14 protein-coding genes are annotated in these 14,658 nt (G+C 46.3%); 12 read left to right on the top strand and 2 right to left on the bottom strand.

Translation table 11 applies throughout. The annotated features are described in order from the left end of the window. Positions 1-33: 33 nt before the first annotated feature. Together ETP43_RS12715 and larE are read left to right on the top strand one after the other, a co-directional pair. Positions 34-801, top strand: a complete 768-nt coding sequence (locus ETP43_RS12715; RefSeq protein ID WP_129258456.1) for a tRNA threonylcarbamoyladenosine dehydratase — start codon at positions 34-36, stop codon at positions 799-801. 34 nt (positions 802-835) lie between these two features. Then, positions 836-1,648 carry an ATP-dependent sacrificial sulfur transferase LarE gene (gene larE / locus ETP43_RS12710; protein WP_243114344.1) on the top strand — a complete coding sequence of 271 codons (813 nt, stop codon included), beginning with the start codon at positions 836-838 and terminating at the stop codon, positions 1,646-1,648. 212 nt (positions 1,649-1,860) lie between these two features. Here the strand turns inward: larE and ETP43_RS12705 are convergent, their stop codons facing one another. Further along, on the bottom strand, positions 1,861-3,186 hold the full coding sequence (locus ETP43_RS12705; protein ID WP_129258454.1) for an MATE family efflux transporter: 1,326 nt from the start codon (positions 3,184-3,186) through the stop codon (positions 1,861-1,863). Positions 3,187-3,524: 338 nt separating this feature from the next. Here ETP43_RS12705 and ETP43_RS12700 point away from each other — a divergent pair, with 338 nt between their 5' ends. Then, positions 3,525-4,838, top strand: coding sequence for a putative ABC transporter permease (locus ETP43_RS12700; RefSeq protein WP_129258452.1), 1,314 nt, complete (start codon positions 3,525-3,527; stop codon positions 4,836-4,838). Positions 4,839-5,011: 173 nt separating this feature from the next. Then, a complete protein-coding gene (locus ETP43_RS12695) occupies positions 5,012-5,653 on the top strand; it encodes a YczE/YyaS/YitT family protein (protein WP_129258450.1) in 642 nt (213 codons plus the stop codon). Positions 5,654-5,738: 85 nt separating this feature from the next. On the opposite strand, the gene ETP43_RS12690 is transcribed toward ETP43_RS12695, so the two are convergent. Then, positions 5,739-6,668, bottom strand: a complete 930-nt coding sequence (locus tag ETP43_RS12690; RefSeq protein WP_129258448.1) for an AraC family transcriptional regulator — start codon at positions 6,666-6,668, stop codon at positions 5,739-5,741. A gap of 261 nt (positions 6,669-6,929) precedes the next feature. Between ETP43_RS12690 and ETP43_RS12685 the strand changes: the two genes are divergently transcribed. From ETP43_RS12685 to ETP43_RS12655, 8 genes are all read left to right on the top strand, one after another. Continuing rightward, positions 6,930-8,822, top strand: a complete 1,893-nt coding sequence (locus ETP43_RS12685) for a DUF5696 domain-containing protein (RefSeq protein WP_129258446.1) — start codon at positions 6,930-6,932, stop codon at positions 8,820-8,822. A 277-nt stretch (positions 8,823-9,099) separates the two neighbouring features. Further along, positions 9,100-10,398, top strand: coding sequence for an ABC transporter substrate-binding protein (locus ETP43_RS12680; protein WP_129258444.1), 1,299 nt, complete (start codon positions 9,100-9,102; stop codon positions 10,396-10,398). Positions 10,399-10,414: 16 nt separating this feature from the next. Beyond that, complete coding sequence (locus ETP43_RS12675; RefSeq protein ID WP_022171935.1) at positions 10,415-11,341, top strand: carbohydrate ABC transporter permease; 927 nt, start codon at positions 10,415-10,417, stop codon at positions 11,339-11,341. 14 nt (positions 11,342-11,355) lie between these two features. Beyond that, the gene (locus ETP43_RS12670; RefSeq protein WP_118567803.1) at positions 11,356-12,186 is read left to right on the top strand and encodes a carbohydrate ABC transporter permease; all 831 of its coding nucleotides are present in this window, start codon (positions 11,356-11,358) and stop codon (positions 12,184-12,186) included. 152 nt (positions 12,187-12,338) lie between these two features. After that, the gene (locus ETP43_RS12665) at positions 12,339-13,583 is read left to right on the top strand and encodes an ATP-binding protein (protein WP_129258442.1); all 1,245 of its coding nucleotides are present in this window, start codon (positions 12,339-12,341) and stop codon (positions 13,581-13,583) included. Positions 13,584-13,668: 85 nt separating this feature from the next. Continuing rightward, positions 13,669-13,887: a PucR family transcriptional regulator ligand-binding domain-containing protein gene (locus ETP43_RS12660; protein ID WP_129258440.1), complete on the top strand. Its 219-nt coding sequence runs from the start codon at positions 13,669-13,671 to the stop codon at positions 13,885-13,887. Beyond that, positions 13,838-14,110 carry an iron-containing alcohol dehydrogenase gene (locus ETP43_RS18095; protein WP_330546574.1) on the top strand — a complete coding sequence of 91 codons (273 nt, stop codon included), beginning with the start codon at positions 13,838-13,840 and terminating at the stop codon, positions 14,108-14,110. The genes ETP43_RS12660 and ETP43_RS18095 overlap by 50 nt, the downstream gene beginning before the upstream one ends. Beyond that, a complete protein-coding gene (locus ETP43_RS12655; RefSeq protein WP_330546573.1) occupies positions 14,061-14,648 on the top strand; it encodes a dehydroquinate synthase/iron-containing alcohol dehydrogenase family protein in 588 nt (195 codons plus the stop codon). Before ETP43_RS18095 ends, ETP43_RS12655 begins: the two co-directional genes overlap by 50 nt. The last annotated feature ends 10 nt before the right edge of the window (positions 14,649-14,658 follow it).

Here is a 14,658-nt window from a genome sequence, read left to right as displayed (position 1 = left end):
CCGAGAGTACATTATCAGAACAGGGAGAATGATATGTTAAATCAGTTTTCAAGAACACAGCTGCTGCTGGGTGAAGAAGCGATGGAAAAGCTGAAGAATTCAAGGGTGGCTGTTTTTGGTATCGGCGGTGTCGGCGGATATGTCTGTGAGGCACTGGTGCGAAGCGGTGTCGGAGCTTTTGATCTGATCGATGACGACAAGGTATGTCTGACCAACCTGAACCGGCAGATCATCGCTACGAGAAAAACCGTAGGAAAATATAAAGTAGATGTGATGAAAGAAAGGATGCTGGAGATTAATCCGAACGTGGATGTGCGTATCCATAAATGTTTCTTTCTTCCGGAAAATGCGGATGAATTCCCGTTTGAGGAATACGATTATGTCGTGGATGCGGTAGATACCGTGACCGCAAAAATCGAGCTGGTTATGAAATGTAAGGAAAAGAATGTGCCGATCATGAGCAGCATGGGCGCCGGCAATAAATTGGATGCCAGCCAGTTCAAAGTAGCCGACATTTACAAGACAAAGGTATGCCCTCTGGCGAAAGTAATGCGTCGGGAGCTGAAAAAGAGAAGGGTAAGAAAATTAAAGGTGGTATATTCCGAAGAACTGCCGAAGCGTCCGATCGAGGATATGTCCATCAGCTGCAGAACACACTGTATCTGCCCGCCGGGAGCCGCACACAAGTGTACGGAGCGAAGAGATATTCCCGGCAGTGTGGCTTACGTGCCGTCAGTAGCCGGACTGATCATTGCCGGAGAGGTTGTAAAAGATCTGACCACTGTAAAGAAAACGAAATAGATTAAGAAAGGAAACGAAACAGCATATGGAAGAAATGATTACAAGAGAACAGATGGAAAAACTGAAAAAGCTGCAGGATTATCTGAGAAGTCTGGAATCTGTTGCAGTAGCTTTCTCCAGTGGTGTGGACTCCACATTTTTATTAAAAGTGGCAAAAGATACACTGGGAGATAAGGTGATGGCGGTGACTGCCCAGTCCTGTTCTTTCCCGAAGAGAGAGTTAAAAGAAGCGATTGCGTTCTGTGAAAAAGAAGAAATCAAACATGTGATCTGCGAATCCGAAGAACTGAGCATCGAAGGATTTGCCCAGAACCCGAAGAACCGCTGCTATCTGTGTAAAAAAGAACTGTTTGAAAAAATTCAGAAGATCGCAGACGACAATGGCATGAAAGCCATCGTGGAAGGCTCCAACCTGGATGACAATGGAGATTACCGTCCGGGACTGCAGGCGGTAGCGGAACTTGGAATCAAAAGCCCGTTACGCCACTGTGATCTGAGCAAAGCGGATATCCGTGCGCTGTCTCATTATCTGCACCTGCCGACCTGGGAGAAACAGTCCTTTGCCTGTCTGTCTTCCCGTTTTGTATACGGAGAGACCATCACTGAAGAAAAACTCGGTATGGTAGATAAAGCGGAGCAGCTGCTTCTGAACATGGGATTTCATCAGGTACGCGTCCGTATCCATGGCATGATGGCACGTATCGAGATCGAGCCTTCCGAGTTTGGAAAACTGATGGAAGACGAAAATAGAGAGAAAATTGCGAAATCACTGAAAGAATACGGATTTACTTATGTAACGCTGGATCTGATGGGCTATCGTACCGGAAGTATGAACGAGACATTATAAGTATATAGTATGCGTATTAATATGATACCAGGGTCAAAAGGTCTGAAATCTGACGCAAGCTTGCTTGCAGGAAGATTTCTGAACTTGGGACCCGCCAAAAACATGAGTAAGTAGCCATTTTTCGAAGAAAAATGAGAAAGACAGAAAGAACCCCGACAACGGAGAAATTTTCCGATGCCGGGGTTCTTTTTATTATTTATTGTTCAAACCAATCAGACACTGGCTTTCCGGTAGACCGTGTACGAGATCACAGCAGTGATTGCCTCACAGATCCAGAACGCATGCCAGACTCCGGTCGGTCCAACGATGCGGCTCAGAAGAAATGCCAGAGGAAGGATCAGGATCGTATAACGGCAGAGCGAAATCATCAGAGACGGTACGCCTTTTCCCAGACCTTCGAGTGCCCCGCAGGAAGTGATGGATACCGAAGATACGATAAATCCCAGACTGATGATACGAAGTGCCGTGCTTCCGGCTGCAATCGTCTGCGGGGTGGTGGTAAAGAGTCCAAGTAAAGTACCCGGGATGATCATGCAGAGCAAAGTTCCCGCAAGCATGATTCCGGCAGACAGATACAGTGTGTAGGAGTAAAGTTTGTGTACCCGTTTCTGCTCGCCGGCACCGTAATTGTATCCGATCAGCGGACGCATTCCCTGGATGATTCCGTTTGCCGGAAGATACAGGAAGGTCTGCAATTTATAATACACGCCGAGGATCATCACATACATCTGTCCGTATGCAGCGAGGATCGCGTTCAGGGAAGAAATCAGCAAGGAAGACAGTGCCATATTCAGTGTAGCCGGAATTCCGACGGCGTAGATTTTCTTTAAAAGTGCCCGGTCGAATTTCAGGTTTTTCAGAGAAATTTTTACCGGCAGCGGACGGATCCATGCGAAAAACAGATACGCTACAAGAGTAAGCAGCTGTCCAAGACCGGTAGCCCACGCAGCACCCCGGATACCCATCCGCGGAACAGGTCCGAGTCCGAAGATCATGATCGGATCCAGGATAATGTTCAGGATACAGCCGCTCATCATACAGAACATCGTGGTCTTCATCCGTCCTACAGACTGGAAAATCTTTTCATAAGCAATTCCCAGAGAAATAATAATGGAGAAACCAAATGTGATCCGGGAGTAGGTAATTCCCATGGAGAGCACTTCCTGATCTTTTGTAAACATGGAAAGAAACGTTGGCATAATGGCAATCGTCCCGATGGTCAAAAGCACGCCGTGGAGAAACGAACGGGCAACGCCGAGTGTAGCACTAGTATCCGCTTTTTCCTGTTTCTGCGCGCCCAGAAAATAAGCAATTGTCGCATTGATACCGATGCCGAAGCCGACACCCACGGCAGTGATCAGATTCTGAACCGGGAAGACCAGAGAGAGCGCGGTCATCGCATTTTCATTGATCTTTGCCACGAAATAACTGTCGATAATGTTGTACAGAGAGTTCACCATCATCGAGAGCACCATGGGAAGCGCCATGGATAAAAGCAATGGCAGGATCGGTTTTTCTTTCATGTAAGTTTGTTCCATAAAATATATCCTCCTTGAATTTGAAATCTTGATACCGGATGGTTCCGACCTTTTGCCCCTGGTATCATAAAAAAAGCCACATAACCGTAACTGCCGAAGCAGAAAGGTTATGTGGCGAAAAATAGATGCAGCCTGAAACCAGGATACATCCAGAAAAATCCACATGGGTTTTGGATGTCGTTTAGGACAGTCGTATTCTATGGGAAAATGAAGGATTTGTCAATGGATTTAAAAAAATTTATAAAATCTTTCAGAAAAAGGTAGGCAGATGCAGAGAAACCAGATATAGTTATTATTTATCAGAGAAACAAAATATCAGAGAACATAAAGGAGAAACAATGGAACATTTGGCGTGGTATGAACTGCTGTTGTTATTCTTTGCGGCGTCCTTTCTTGGCTGGGTGCTGGAGACCGCAACGGCAGATATCAAACAGAAAAAATTCGTAAACCGTGGTCTGGTGACCGGACCGTTCTGCGTGATGTATGGTATCACTACGGTACTTCTGACCGTGGGACTCGGAGAACTGCGCGGTATTTGGCTGTTTTTATTTTCCGCAATCTACGCGACTGTGGTGGAATGGATCGGCGGTCATCTGATCGAGCGGTTATTTCACCAGCGATGGTGGGACTATTCCGGCAGAAAATGGAATCTGGACGGCTATATCTGCCTGAGCGCTTCGGCGTTCTGGGGCGTGCTGGGATTCGTGATGGTGACCTGGGGAAATGACCTGCTGTTTCGGTTGATGGCACTGTTGCCGTTATTGCTGGTAAAAATTTTGCTTCTGGTACTGGCTGGTGTCCTGGTGGTAGATATTCTGGCTTCGTATATTCTGCTTCGCGGCTACGGAAAAAATATCCGCCAGTGGGAAGAGGCAGATAACCGGATCCGCAAAGTCACGTTACGATTGCAAAACTGGATCGGAACGGTCATTGCACGACGAATCCGAAAGGCATACCCGAAAGCAGTGGAGACAAAAATCGAAGAGAAAGAGGAAGCGAAAGCAGCCTCCACGGTATTTGCCGCCGGATGCAGTTTTTATAAAATTGTTCTGTTATTTTTCTGCGGCGCCTTTCTGGGAGATCTGACAGAAACCGTTTTCTGTCGGATCACTGCCGGTGTCTGGATGAGCCGCAGCAGTGTGGTCTGGGGACCGTTCAGTATCGTGTGGGGACTGGCGATCGCGCTGGTGACAGCACTTTTATATCGCTATAAAGATCGCTCCAATACGTTCCTTTTCGGGATGGGAACCTTTCTGGGCGGCGCTTACGAATACCTGTGCAGTGTCTTTACGGAACTGGTATTCGGTAAAGTATTCTGGGATTACAGCGATATCCCGTTCAACCTCGGCGGCAGGATCAATCTGTTGTACTGCTTTTTCTGGGGATTTGCAGCGGTCGTCTGGTTCAAACTGCTGTATCCACGCCTGTCCGACTGGATTGAAAAGCTCCCGATGAAACCGGGAAAAATCATAACCTGGGTACTGATCGTCTTCATGTGCTGCAACATCGTGATGTCCTGCATGGCACTGATCCGCTACGATGCTAGAGGAAAAGGCACAGCCCCGGAAAATACACTGGAAGAGTGGCTCGACGAACACTACGACGATGCCCGGATGCAGCGGATCTATCCGAACGCGATCACTGCATCCTGATGTGCCCGGCATCTGTGCAGTTTGAATAAAAAAGACAGAAAAAAATCATGACAATCGCCTATAAAAGAAAACAACTTCTCATGCTAAGATAATAACAGTGTGATTTTCGAAATCATGTAGGAGAATAAAAGAGGAGAAAAGCAGCCGGGAAGCGTGCTGCAAAAGAAAAAGGAATGATAACAACATACATAAAAAACACAAACTGGTACCGCGTACTGCTGATGTTTGCCGGTAATGTATTTCTGTCGATGGGAGTGGCAATCTTCAAACTCTCGAGCCTCGGAAATGATCCCTTTAACGGAATGGTCATGGGACTATCCGACTGCCTGGGAATGGCATATGCAAACTTTCTGGTGATCATCAACCTTCTGATCTTCGTTGTGGAAATTATCTTCGGCCGCCATCTGATCGGCTGGGGAACCATTGTAAATGCCTTTATCAACGGTTACATGGCAACCTTCTTCTACAACACTTTCAGCGCCGCTATCCCCGCCAGCCAGATGTGGCAGAGAGTCTTGTGTGTTCTGATCGGTGTCGTAGTATGCAGCTTCGGTCTCTCCATGTATCAAGGCTCCGACGTAGGCGTAGCCCCCTACGACGCCCTGTCCCTGATCATGAACAAACGCCTGCACATCCCCTACTTCTGGTGCCGGATGTCCAACGATGTCGTCTGTGCCCTGATCTGCTTCTTCAGCGGCGGAATCGTCGGCCTCGGAACTATAGTCTGCGCCTTCGGCCTCGGCCCGGTCATCCACTTCTTCGATGACTACTTCACAAACAAAATATTACAAAAACCAATCTTCGCCCAAAGATAAACCAAACTAAAAGCCGGAAAGTTCTGAACACAAAAATGTGCAGAACCTTCCGGCTTACTTTATATCAAAATAAAAACCAAAAAACTCAAGAATTTTCCCCTTTAAGCGCCTGCGTAATCCCCTTCACCGAAGAAGCATACTTCATCGGCGCCATCCCCGTAGCCTTCTTAAACTGCTTTGAAAAATAAGGCAGTGAACTATAAGATAAAAACCCCGCGATCTCCGTCAGATTCTTCCGGCCATCCCGGATCATATCCTTCGCCCGCTGGATCTTCATCCGATTAAAAAACTCCATCGGTCCACAGCCTTTTTCCTTCTGAAACAACTTCTGGATCGAAGAACGGCTCAGCGAAAAATGCTCGCAGAGTTCATCCAGCGAAAGCTGCTCACAGATCCGAAACTCCATAAACTCCGTGATCTCCTGTAACCGCTTCTCCCGCGTCCCCGAAAGTTCCACCGGACTTACAAACGTCCCCGTGATCCGACGACGCGGAGAAACATCCGGCTTTGCCTCATTTTGAAGCACCGTGACAAGAAACAACTCCAGATACAGCAAAACCATCTGCTGCGAACCAATCGGTGCATCCGTGCGAAGTTCCACCTGCTCCACCGAAGGAACATTCATCGGTGTGGATAACACTTTCCGGGCGGCGTCGAGAATGTGGGAAACCAACGTCCGTTCCTCCATATTTAATGTCATCTTTTTTTTACGAAATTCATCCATTGCCGGAGAATGGCTGACAAAAGAGACAGCAACAAGATTCGGTGAAGAATTTCCGACTGAGCGGATCGCATGAAACTCATTTGGTTCATGAAAAATAATATCTCCGGCGTGAAGCGTAAACTGATGTTCTCCGCCCTGAACGATCACACTGCCTTTATCAACATACATAAATTCCCAGAAATCATGGGATTCCCCACGGAATACAAAATCCCGCATATATTCAAAATAATGAATCGTGATGATCGAATCAATCACAATCTCGCGTTTCAGCTTTGTTTCAATATAAGTCATAAGTGAACACATACCTCCGAATACCCCTATTTTACCAGAGAACCGGATAATCCACAACAAAAGGAACAGTCTGATTTCGTGCAAAATAATCGCTTTACTATGATAAAACACTAAAAAACATACGCAATCAGACAATAAGAGTACACAATAAGATAACTCAAAAACAAAAAAACTGGTTATAATGAATAAAACAAAAAACAACTGTCTGAGTGACAAAGACGGACAGTTGACAAACGAAAAGAAATAAAGAGGCAAACACCTATGATGAAAATTGAAAAAGGAAATACGAAAGTCTGTCTCTGTCAGGAAACCTTGGCGGTGACTGTAGAAAAGGGTCAGACCCGTTGGGAATGGACCGAAGGCTTTCAGCCGGAACTGATCTGCAAAGAAGGAAGCTTTCATTTTCTGGATGCAAAAAACATCACCCATGAAGCCTATACGATGGGCGTGGGAACCGGAATTCGGAGCTGCTTCGAAGGATTTGAAAAAGACGGCGTGACTTACCCGTATGCTTTTGAGACACTGATCTGGATCGAAGATACGACCGAACAGGTATACTTTGAATGGGTTCCGTTAAAAGAGGAAGGACTTCAGGTAGAAAAAGTACTCTGGCCGGGTCAGATGGCTTTCGAAGAAAAGAAAGACAGCTGGTATACACTGCTGACACATCAGCAGGGCATCCTGATCCCGAATGACTGGGAGACACCGTTATCCGCGATTCCATTTGCCGGATTTTTCGAGACTGCCGGCGGATACATGCCATGGTTCGGACAGGTGAAAGACAGACAGGGGTACATCGCAATCTGCACCACACCGTGGAACGCAGGATACTATGCCGAGCATCCGGCAGGCGGTCCGTACACTCATGTCGGTGTATACTTTGAACCGAGTCTTGGAAAGATGGATTATCGCAGAGTGATGCGATATACCTTCTTAGATGACTGTGATTACAATGATCTGTGTAAAGAATACCGGTCTTATGTAAATGAGCAGGGAAGATTAAGAACCCTGGAAGAAAAGGCGGCAAGAAACCCTTCCGTCAACGATCTGATAGGATGTGCTTTCGCTCACAAGGGAATCAAAACCCAGGTGCAGCACAATTCCGATTTCTTCGATCCGGCAAATCCGGAAAAGAACAATCATCTGACACCTTTTGCACAGCGTACAAAAGAGATCAGAGAACTCCATGAGCAGGGAGTGGAAAAACTGTACCTTCATCTGGATGGATGGGCACAGCCGGGATACGACAATCAGCACCCGGATTACCTGCCGGCATGTAAAGAGGCCGGTGGCTGGGAAGATATGAAAGAACTGGCAGACACCATGCACGAATGTGGTTACATGTTCGGAATCCATGATCAGTACAGAGATTTCTATAAAGCTGCTCCAAGTTTTGATGAAAATTATGCCTGCAGATTACCGGATGGAAGCATTCCGGAGCACCAGAGATGGGCGGGGGGTCCACAGTCGTATCTGTGTGCAACACAGGCACCGTATTATGTGAAGCGCAATTTTACCGAGATCAAAAAACACGGAATCCGGTTGGATGGTGCTTATCTGGATGTATTCACCTGTAACGAAGGAGATGAATGTGACAATCCGGAACATCGCATGACACGTAGAGAATGTTATGAATTCAGAGGAAGATGCTTTGAGTATCTGCTCTCCCAGGGTATCCTGCCAAGTTCCGAAGAGGTAAGCGACTGGGCAGTCCCGAGTCTGGTTTTCTGTCATTACGCACCGTATGATTTTATGATGAAGAAACCGGGAACACCGAAAGAAGGAGTTCCGGTACCGTTATACAATCTGGTATATCATGACTGTGTGATTCAGCCATGGATGATGGATAAAGTAAGCGACGAGGAAGATTACATGCTGTACGCCCTGTTAAACGGCGGTGCACCGTATCTGATCCGTGATGCGGCTTATCCGAATATCGACGGAGCTTTTGACGATAACGTAGCATTGAGTCGAAAAGAAGAAATCGAACGCAGCAAGGCAGTGGCAGAATTACATAAACAGGTGGCAAAATGCGAGATGCTGCATCATGAGATGGTAAATGGAGATTATATGGTACAGGAGACAACGTTCTCCGACGGAACCGGTGTACTGGTGGATTTCAGAAAACAAACGTACCAGATCTTCCATAAATAAAACGATTCAATACGAAAAGACAACGAGAGGGAGCCAAAGCGGGCATATGTACAGGGAGACTGTGCATACCCGCTTTTCCCGTATCAGGCTGAGAAAATTATGGCATTTTCAAAAAAAGATGTTATAATGATGCAGAATAAATAGTTAAAACAAATACGTATGTAAGTGAGTAACCCTTTTGGCTCGTTACGGCGTAAGTACGGAACAGTTACTCATTTTCATAATAGAGTAACCCGACAACGAATATTCCAACAAAGGTAAAAAGGAGAGAAAAGTCATGAAAAATATGAAAAAAATTGCAGCACTGGGTATGTCTGCTGTCATGGTAGCAGGTATGATGGCCGGATGCGGAAGCAGCAGTGATTCTTCCGGCAGCGACAGCAAGGGAAGTTCCAAATCCGGTGACAAAGTAGAACTGACACTGGGTATCTGGGATGAAAATCAGAGAGATGCCATGCAGAAAATGATCGATGCATATGAAGCAGAAAATGATAACGTATCCATCAGCATCCAGCTGACACCATACAAAGGTGGAGAATACTGGACAAAACTGGAAGCATCTGCAGGCGGCGGAACAGCTCCTGACGTATTCTGGCTGAATGTTCTGCATCTGGATTCTTACGTGGAAGGTGGTATCCTGGATGATCTGTCTGATGCAATCGCATCTTCCGACATCAAAGATAACTTCGCTGAGACTCTGGTAAACAACTATGTTCGTGACGGTAAAAACTACGCAGTACCGAAAGACTTCGATACCAACGCTCTGTGGTACAACAAAGACCTGTTCGATCAGGCTGGTGTGGAATATCCGACCGATGATATGACATACGATGATCTGGTTGCTCTGGCAACTGAACTGAAAGACAAACTGCCGGATGGTGTATATCCGTTCGCCTGCCCGGTTGACTTCCAGACATGGTATTATCAGACTGTATACGCAAACGGCGGCTGGATCCTGAACGATGACGCTACCGAAACAGGATACGGTGATGCAAAAACACAGGAAGGTATCCAGTGCTGGATCGACATGATCGATGCCGGTCTGTCACCAAGTGCCTCTACTCTGTCTGAGACAGGTTCCGATGCCATGTTCGAAGGCGAGCAGATCGCTATGACACTGGCTGGTTCTTACATGGTTCCGGAATACGCTTCCAACGATACCATCAAAGACAAAATCGACTGTGTAGAAGTTCCTACCTTCAATGGTGTAGAAGACAACTGTATCAACGGTCTGGGATTCGCAGTATATGAAGGATCCAAACAGAAAGAAGAAGCTGAGAAATTTGCAATCTGGATGGGAAGCTCTGAAGCTCAGAAAATCCAGGGCGAAACTGGTGTAGTAATCTCCGCAAGAGAAGATGCACAGCAGTATTTTGCAAAAGCAAATGAGCAGTACAACCTGGCAGCATATACAAACCACTCCGCTGAAGCTTATCCACTGCCGGTATGCGGCAAAGCAGCAGAACTGTATGATATGGAATCTACCTGGTTAACAAAAGCTTATACGGGCGAAATGTCACTGGCAGATGCCTGCTCCGGCCTGAAAGAAGAAGCAGACGCTCTGTTAGCAAAGTAATAAAGTAGGTGAAAGAATGGCTGACGTGAAAGCAAAAGTAAAGACGCCGAAGAAAAAAGCGTCGAAAAGAGAGAAAAAAGACTGGATTGCCGCATATATCCTGATTGCACCCGTTACCCTGGGTCTGCTGGTGTTTTATATCTGGCCGTTTATCCAGAATGTCTGGTTCAGTTTTAATGATGTAAACAAATTTAATATGTCTACTTTTGTAGGTCTTGCGAACTACAAAGAAATGATCGGTGACAAAGAAGTATGGAGAACCTTCGGCAATACCCTGAAATACGTTATCGTAACCGTACCGGTAGGGCTGGCGTTATCCACTTTCCTTGCGGCTTTACTGAATGCAAAGATCAAAGGAAAATCCATTTACCGTACCCTGTATTTCCTTCCTTCGGTTACCATGTCTGCAGCTGTGGCCATGGTCTGGAAATGGATCTACAATGAACAGATGGGTATCCTGAACAGCGCTATCAAAGCCATGGGAGGAACCGGTCATAACTGGCTGACTGATTCCAAGACAGCATTGTTTATGATTATGATCGTAGGTCTCTGGATGACGGTTGGTTATAACATGATTATCTTACTGGCAGGTATGCAGGGAATCAACAGTGTGTATTACGAAGCAGCCGCTATCGACGGTGCAAGCGAAATTACTCAGTTTTTCAAAATCACGGTACCGATGCTGACACCGACAGTCTTCTTCGTTATGATTACATCCATCATCAGTGGTTTCCAGGTTTTTGATACTGTTTACATGATGATCGGCAAAGCAAGTCCGGCATTCGAGGCAACACAGACCGTTGTGGCACTGTTTTACCGGACAGCGTTCGACTATGGTTATAAAGGATATGCAGCAGCTATTTCTATTCTGATCTTCGCAGCGATTATGATCGTGACCGTGATCCAGATGATCGGACAGAAGAAATGGGTGAACTACGACTAAGGAGGAGTGAGAACATGAAAGGTAAATTTAAGCTAAATCACCTGATCGTCCATCTGATCCTCCTGGTCGGAGTGATCGTGGTTGTATTTCCATTTGCATGGATGATCCTGACATCATTTAAAACATCCGGTGAGGCGATGAAGATTCCGCCGACAATTTTCCCGGAAAAATTCGTTACAACGGCATATCATACCATTGTAAGTTCTGCAATTCCGTTTGCAACTGTTTATATGAATACGATCATTACCACCGTGGTTACCACACTGGTACAGATTGTATTCTGCTCCATGGCAGGTTATGCGTTCGGACGTATCGAGTTCCCGTTCAAGAATGCAATCTTTATTCTGGTGTTATCTGTACTGATGGTACCTGGACAGATCTTCCTTCTGCCACAGTATCAGATCGTTCAGAAACTGGGACTGCTGGATACGATCCCGGCACTGTTTCTGCCAAACCTGTTCAGCGCGTTCGGTACTTTCCTACTGAGACAGTTCTTCATGTCTCTGCCGAAAGAACTGGAAGAAGCAGCCATTGTGGACGGATGCGGACGTTTCCGTATCTTCGCACAGATCATGCTGCCGCTGATCAAACCGGGTATCGTGGCAATGTCCATCTTTACCATCAAGTTTGCATGGAATGACTTTATGTGGCCTCTGATTGTCAACACTTCTATGAATAAGATGACACTGGGACCTGCACTGTCTACCTTACAGGGACAGTACACCACAGAGTATCCGATGCAGATGGCCGGTGCGGTTCTCGCCGTACTGCCGCTGGTAGTGATGTTCTTCATCTTCCAGAAACAGTTCATCGAAGGTGTTGCACAGTCCGGTATCAAAGGCTGATGTTCAACCTATTGACAATGTAGGAAAACGCATGCTACTATAATCCACAGAATTGTGGAGTTTCAAATAAGACAAAAAGATTTCGGGACTTTCAGTTCCCGGAATCTTTTTTCGCTTTATAGAAAAGTATGAAAAACAGGGAGAGAAAAACAATGGAAATGACCATACAGGAAGTAAAACAGCTGGACAAAGACAGTTACCAGATCATCGATATCCGTGATGAAAATGAGATCGCTCACGGAGCCATTCCGGGAGCCGTTGCGATGAAGGCAGAAGAGATTGCGGAGAGTCCGTTGCTCGATAAGAACAAGAAACTGGTGATCTGCTGCAGCAGAGGAAAATACAGTCAGGAAGTGGTACCGGGACTGATCGAAAAAGGATTTGACGCAGTCAGCTTAAAGGGCGGTTATATTGCATGGCTGATGGATCTGATGCGGGAAGACCAGGAGAAAGATATCAGTGCCGATGTGGAAAAAAGTATTCGTAAAAAGTTCAGAAAATCGATCTGGTGTAAATTCACAAAAGCTATTAATCAGTACGAACTGGTCAAAGAGGGAGACTGTGTCGCTGTCTGTATCTCCGGTGGAAAAGATTCCATGCTGATGGCAAAGCTGTTCCAGGAATTAAAACTGCATAATAAATTTTCTTTTGATGTGAAATTCCTGGTGATGGATCCGGGATACAGCCCGGAAAACCGCAAAGTCATTGAGGAAAATGCAAGAAAACTGAATGTGCCGATCACGATCTACGAGTCCGATATTTTCGAGGCAGTCTTCCATGTGGATCAGTCTCCGTGTTATCTGTGTGCGAGAATGAGAAGAGGTCATCTCTATCACTATGCACAGGAACTTGGCTGTAACAAGATTGCTCTCGGTCATCATTATGACGATGTCATCGAGACGATCCTGATGGGTATGCTGTACGGGGCACAGGTACAGACCATGATGCCGAAGCTGCACAGCACCAATTTCGGCGGGATGGAACTGATCCGTCCGATGTATCTGATCCGGGAGGACAGCATCAAGGCATGGAGAGACTATAATGACCTGCATTTTATCCAGTGTGCATGTAAATTTACAGATACCTGCACCACCTGTAACAACGAAGAGACCAAGTCAAAACGTATGGAAATCAAACAGCTGATCCAGACATTGAAAAAGACCAATCCGTTTATCGAGAGCAATATTTTCAAGAGCGTGGAAAATGTCAATCTGGATACGGTTGTTGGCTATAAACAGTATGGAGAACGTCATTATTTCCTGGAAAATTATGAAAAGATGGGCGAGTTGAAGAAAGAGCAATTGGCGAAGAAAGAGGCAGCGCAGAAAGAAGCGGAAGCTGCGGAGGCAGAAAAGAACGGAGAGAACGTGCCAGAACAGAAAGCCGTAGAAGAATAATCAAAATTGCTCCACTGGACCAATTGTTGATATGCAATGCAAAAAAATTTGTAACAGTAGGACAGACAGAATCTGAGGTGAGCATATGGCAGCAACACTGGAAAAGATCTATGAGGTAGCGCTTCATCATTATCATATGACACTGGTCGCAGGTCGGGGAGGACTCTCGAACCTGGTGGACTGGGTGCATGTGGTGGAAGAAGTGGATTATGTGCATTTCTTAAAAGGACGGGAACTGATCGTGACGACCGGCAATCGACTTTTCCTATTTCCTGCCGGCAAATATTGTATTTGGCTCCGGTAAAGTAAAGAAAGTTGGGGAACTGACGAAACCGTATGGCAAGAAAGCACTGATCGTCACCGGACGAAGCAGTGCAAAGAAATCCGGTATCTACGATAAAGTGAAAAACAGCCTGGAGGCAGCAGGACTTACGACGGTACTGTACGATAAAGTCAGCCAGAATCCGCTGACAACGACTGCCGAAGAAAGTCCTGGCTTCCGTTGCCTTCGATGCACTGTGCCATAACATTGAGGCGTATACATCGAGAATCGCACAGCCGTTTACCGATGCGCTGAGCTTATATGCGATCGATCTGATTGCCAACAACCTGGTCGATGTCTATAACGGAACCGCAGGCAAGGACGGATGGGAGAAGATCACGCTGGCGAGCACCATCGGCGGTATGGTGATCAACACCGCAGGCGTTACCCTGGCACACGGCATGGAACATCCGGCGAGTGGTCTGAAAAACATCGTTCACGGACAGGGACTTGCCGCACTGACTCCGGTAATCATCGAGGCATCCTACAAAGGAAACCGTGAAAAATTCAGCAAGATCGCAAGAATCATGGGCGGCATGACCGCAGAAGACTGCGCAACCAAGATCCGTACCCTGTTAAAAAAACTGGATCTGAATTATACACTGTCTGACCTTGGCATCAAAGAAGAAGACATCCCCTGGATGGCAGAAAACTGCATGAAAGTATCTGCCGCCGGCGTCGTAAATAACCCGGTTGTATTCTCGAAAGAAGAGATCGCGGAGATTTACAGGAAAGCGCTGTAGAAAATATAGG

Origin of the sequence: Blautia faecicola (assembly GCF_004123145.1) — a bacterium.
Taxonomy (GTDB): Bacteria; Bacillota; Clostridia; order Lachnospirales; family Lachnospiraceae; genus Oliverpabstia; species Oliverpabstia faecicola.
The sequence above is the reverse complement of the archived record's forward strand: the minus strand, read 5'-3'. Positions and strand labels throughout refer to the sequence as shown.

Coding starts and splice junctions, on each gene's coding strand:
- ETP43_RS12715 (WP_129258456.1), top strand. CDS start 34: ATGTTAAATCAGTTTTCAAGAACACAGCTGCTGCTGGGTGAAGAAGCG.
- larE (WP_243114344.1), top strand. CDS start 836: ATGATTACAAGAGAACAGATGGAAAAACTGAAAAAGCTGCAGGATTAT.
- ETP43_RS12705 (WP_129258454.1), bottom strand. CDS start 3,186: ATGGAACAAACTTACATGAAAGAAAAACCGATCCTGCCATTGCTTTTA.
- ETP43_RS12700 (WP_129258452.1), top strand. CDS start 3,525: ATGGAACATTTGGCGTGGTATGAACTGCTGTTGTTATTCTTTGCGGCG.
- ETP43_RS12695 (WP_129258450.1), top strand. CDS start 5,012: ATGATAACAACATACATAAAAAACACAAACTGGTACCGCGTACTGCTG.
- ETP43_RS12690 (WP_129258448.1), bottom strand. CDS start 6,668: ATGACTTATATTGAAACAAAGCTGAAACGCGAGATTGTGATTGATTCG.
- ETP43_RS12685 (WP_129258446.1), top strand. CDS start 6,930: ATGATGAAAATTGAAAAAGGAAATACGAAAGTCTGTCTCTGTCAGGAA.
- ETP43_RS12680 (WP_129258444.1), top strand. CDS start 9,100: ATGAAAAATATGAAAAAAATTGCAGCACTGGGTATGTCTGCTGTCATG.
- ETP43_RS12675 (WP_022171935.1), top strand. CDS start 10,415: ATGGCTGACGTGAAAGCAAAAGTAAAGACGCCGAAGAAAAAAGCGTCG.
- ETP43_RS12670 (WP_118567803.1), top strand. CDS start 11,356: ATGAAAGGTAAATTTAAGCTAAATCACCTGATCGTCCATCTGATCCTC.
- ETP43_RS12665 (WP_129258442.1), top strand. CDS start 12,339: ATGGAAATGACCATACAGGAAGTAAAACAGCTGGACAAAGACAGTTAC.
- ETP43_RS12660 (WP_129258440.1), top strand. CDS start 13,669: ATGGCAGCAACACTGGAAAAGATCTATGAGGTAGCGCTTCATCATTAT.